The sequence below is a fragment of the Rhodococcus sp. YH1 genome, assembly GCF_009939605.1.
Taxonomy (GTDB): Bacteria; Actinomycetota; Actinomycetes; order Mycobacteriales; family Mycobacteriaceae; genus Rhodococcus; species Rhodococcus aetherivorans.
Genome location: NZ_WVTE01000153.1, coordinates 1 through 3,838, shown reverse-complemented (window position 1 = coordinate 3,838; position 3,838 = coordinate 1). Strand labels below are relative to the sequence as shown.

The window sequence follows — 3,838 nt, the reverse complement described above, 5'->3', positions numbered from 1 at the left end:
GATTGCTCTATCGCACCGGCGATGTGGCGCGCTGGGCGGTCTCGGGTGACCTCGAGTACCTCGGCCGCGCGGACGACCAGGTCAAGATCCGTGGCTTCCGGATCGAGCTCGGCGAGGTCGAGTCGGCCGTGCTGGCCCAGCAGCCGGTCGGGCAGGCCGCGGTGATCGTGCGCGAGGACGCCCCCGGGGCGGCGCGGATCGTCGCGTACGTGGTGCCGGCGGACGGCGCGACCGTCGACGTCGAGGAACTGCGCGCCGGGGTGGGCGCGCTGGTGCCGGAGTACATGGTGCCGTCGGCGTTCGTGGTGATCGACGCGATTCCGTTGACGGTCAACGGCAAGCTCGACCGCCGGGCGCTGCCGGAACCGGTGTTCGAGACCCGGGTCTTCCGGGCGCCGTCGACCCCGGTCGAGGAGATCGTCGCCGGCACGTTCGCCGAGGTGCTCGGCGTCGAACGGGTGGGTGCGGACGACGACTTCTTCGAGCTCGGCGGCAACTCGCTGATCGCGACGCAGGTCGTCTCGCGGCTCGGGGCGGCGCTCGACACGCAGGTTCCGGTGCGGACCCTGTTCGAGGCGTCGACCGTCGCCGCGCTCGCGGCGCGGGTCGAGCAGGACGCCACCGGCGGCGGCCGGGTGCCGCTGACGGCGCGGACGCGTCCGGAACGCATCCCGCTCTCGCCGGCGCAGCAGCGCATGTGGTTCCTCAACCGCTTCGACCCGGAGTCGACGGCCTACAACATCCCGATGGCCCTGCGGCTGACCGGTGACCTCGACGTCGCCGCGCTGCGCGCCGCCGTGGCCGACCTGGTGGCCCGCCACGAGACGCTGCGGACGGTGTACCCGGAGACGTACTCCGTTCCGGTGCAGGAGATCCGGCCCGCCACCGCGGTGCCGATCGACCTCGAGCCGGTCGACGTCCCGGCGGCCGAGCTGGAGTCGCGGCTGCGCGCACTCGCGTCGACCGGCTTCGACGTCACCCGCGAGATCCCGCTGCGGATCGCGCTGCTGCGCCTCGGGCCCGCCGAATACGTCCTGGTCACCGTGGTGCACCACATCGCCGCCGACGGCTCGTCGATGGTCCCGATGGTCCGCGACGTGATGACCGCGTACGCCGCCCGGGCCGCCGGCACCGAACCGGCGTGGGCGCCGCTCGAGCTGCAGTACGCGGACTACGCGCTGTGGCAGCGGGAACTGCTCGGCTCCGAGGACGACCCCGAGTCGCTCGCCGCCCGGCAGCTCGACCACTGGCGGACCGCGCTCGCCGACCTGCCGGACCAGCTCGACCTGCCCACCGACCGGCCGCGTCCGGCGCAGCAGTCGTTCCGCGGCGACCGGGTCGAGTTCACCGTGGACGCGGACGTGCACGCCGCGTTGCGCGATCTCGCCCGCGCCCGCAACGCGACCGTGTTCATGGCGATGCACGCCGCGTTCGCCACGCTGCTCGCCCGCCTGTCCGGATCCGCCGACATCGCGGTGGGCACGCCCATCGCCGGCCGCGGCGAGGCCGCCGTCGAGAACCTGATCGGCATGTTCGTCAACACGCTGGTCTTCCGGCTCTCCGTCGACGGCGGCCGCTCGTTCGACGAACTGCTCGCGGCGGCCCGCGAAACCGACCTGCAGGCGTTCGCGCATGCGGACGTTCCGTTCGAGCGGCTCGTGGAGGTGCTCAACCCGGCTCGCTCGACCGCGCGGCACCCGCTGTTCCAGGTGGGCTTCTCGTTCCAGAACCAGCAGCGCACCGAACTGGAACTGGCGGGCCTGACCGTCGCGCCGATCGACCTCGAGGGCGGCACGTCGCAGTTCGACCTGCACCTGATCGTCAGCGACCGGTACGACGAGCAGGGCGCCCCGTCGGGGATGGACGCGATCCTGACGTTCGCCACCGACCTGTTCGACGAGTCCACCGCCCGTGCCGTGGCCGAGCGCTTCCAGCAGTTGCTCCGTGCGCTCGTGCAGGCGCCGGATGTGCCGGTGGGTGACCACCCGTTGCTGCTCGCGCGCGAACAGCACGACGTCCTGACGGCGTGGAACGACACCGTCCACGAGACCGGCACGGCCGCAACGCTCGTCGACCTGTTCGACGAGCAGGTGCGCCGGGATCCCGGCGCGGTCGCACTGGTGTACGAGGGCGTTGCCGTCACGTACGGCGAGTTCGGCGCCCGAGTCCACCGCCTCGCCCGGCACCTGATCGCCCTGGGCGTGGGCCCGGAGGATCGGGTGGCGCTCGTCGCGCGACGGTCGCCGGAACTCGTGGTCGGCATGTACGCGATCGCCACGGCCGGCGCCGCGTATGTGCCCCTCGATCCGGATCAGCCGGCCGAGCGCAACGCCTACATCCTCGACACCGCCGCCCCCACCTGTGTGGTCACGGTCGCGGCGGACCGGTTCGACGTGCCCGGCGTGCCGGTGGTCGAACTCGACCGCGTGGACCTGTCCGGGCTGCCGGACGCGCCGGTGACGGCGGCGGAGCGCCGCGCGCCGCTGCGCGCCGCGAACACCGCGTACGTGATCTTCACGTCCGGGTCGACGGGCCGGCCCAAGGGGGTGGCGGTTCCGCACTCCGCCGTCGTCAACCAGATGCTGTGGAAGCGGGACGCGTTCGACCTCGGACCGGACGACGCGGTGCTGCTCAAGACCGTCGCCACGTTCGACCTGTCGGTGTGGGAGTTCTGGTCGGCGCTCACCTCCGGCGCGCGCCTGGTGATCGCCACCGCCGACGGGCACCGCGATCCCGACTACCTGCTGCGGCTGCTGCGCGACGAGCGCGTCACCACGCTGCACTCGGTGCCGTCGATGCTCTCGATGCTCATGACCGCCGCCGGCGGGGAGGTCGCATCGTCGCTGCGCCGCGTGCTCGCCATCGGCGAGGCGCTGCCGGCGGCCACCGCGCAGCAGTTCCGCGCGGACAACGCGGCGGTCCTGTTCAACCTGTACGGGCCGACCGAGGCCGCCGTGTCCGTCACCGTGCACGAGACCGACGACGCCGACACCACGGTCGTGCCGATCGGTGTGCCCGAGTGGAACACCCGGGTCCACGTGCTCGACGCGCGCCTGCGTCCGGTGCCGGTCGGGGTCGCCGGCGAGCTGTACCTGGCCGGTGCCCAGCTGGCGCGCGGCTACCACGGCCGTCCCGACCTGACCGCCGACCGGTTCGTCGCCGACCCGTTCGGCGGGGGCCGGATGTACCGCACGGGCGACATCGTGCACTGGAACCGCGGCGGCGAACTGGTCTACCGCGACCGCGCCGACTTCCAGGTCAAGGTGCGCGGCTACCGCATCGAACTCGGTGAGATCGAGTCGGTGCTGCGCGCCCGCGCCGAGGTGCGGGACGTCGCCGTCCTCGTCCGCAACGACCCGCACGTCGGAGATCGGCTGGTGGCCTACGTGGTTCCGGCCGGTGGTGCCGAACTCGACGCCGCCGCGACGAAGACCGCGCTGGCGCAGGCGCTTCCGTCGTACATGGTGCCGTCGGTGTTCGTCGTCCTCGAGGCACTGCCGCTGAACACCAACGGCAAGCTCGACCGCAGGGCACTGCCCGAACCGGAGTTCGAGGCCGGGCAGTTCCGTGCCCCCACCACCCCGGTGGAGGAGATCGTCGCCGGCATCCTCGCCGAGGTTCTCGGCATCGAACGCGCCGGCCTCGACGACGACTTCTTCGAGCTCGGCGGCAACTCCCTGCTCGCGACGCAGCTGGCCTCCCGGCTCGGCGCCGCGCTCGACACCCGTCCTGCGGGTGTCGGCCATGAGCGTGAACTGGCTGACGACGAGGATCGGTGCGGCCAGATCGGACGCGGACTTCTCGTCCTCGAGGATCCGCAACGTCCACACCTTCCGGG

At 72.5% G+C, this 3,838-nt stretch carries 2 pseudogenes; one reads left to right on the top strand and one right to left on the bottom strand.

Annotation, left to right across the window (positions count from 1 at the left end):
* Positions 1-3,728 (top strand): annotated as a pseudogene (locus AIIKEEIJ_RS13075) (amino acid adenylation domain-containing protein); the annotation flags it as partial.
* Here AIIKEEIJ_RS13075 and AIIKEEIJ_RS13070 read toward each other — a convergent pair.
* Positions 3,729-3,838 (bottom strand): annotated as a pseudogene (locus AIIKEEIJ_RS13070) (D-aminoacyl-tRNA deacylase); the annotation flags it as partial.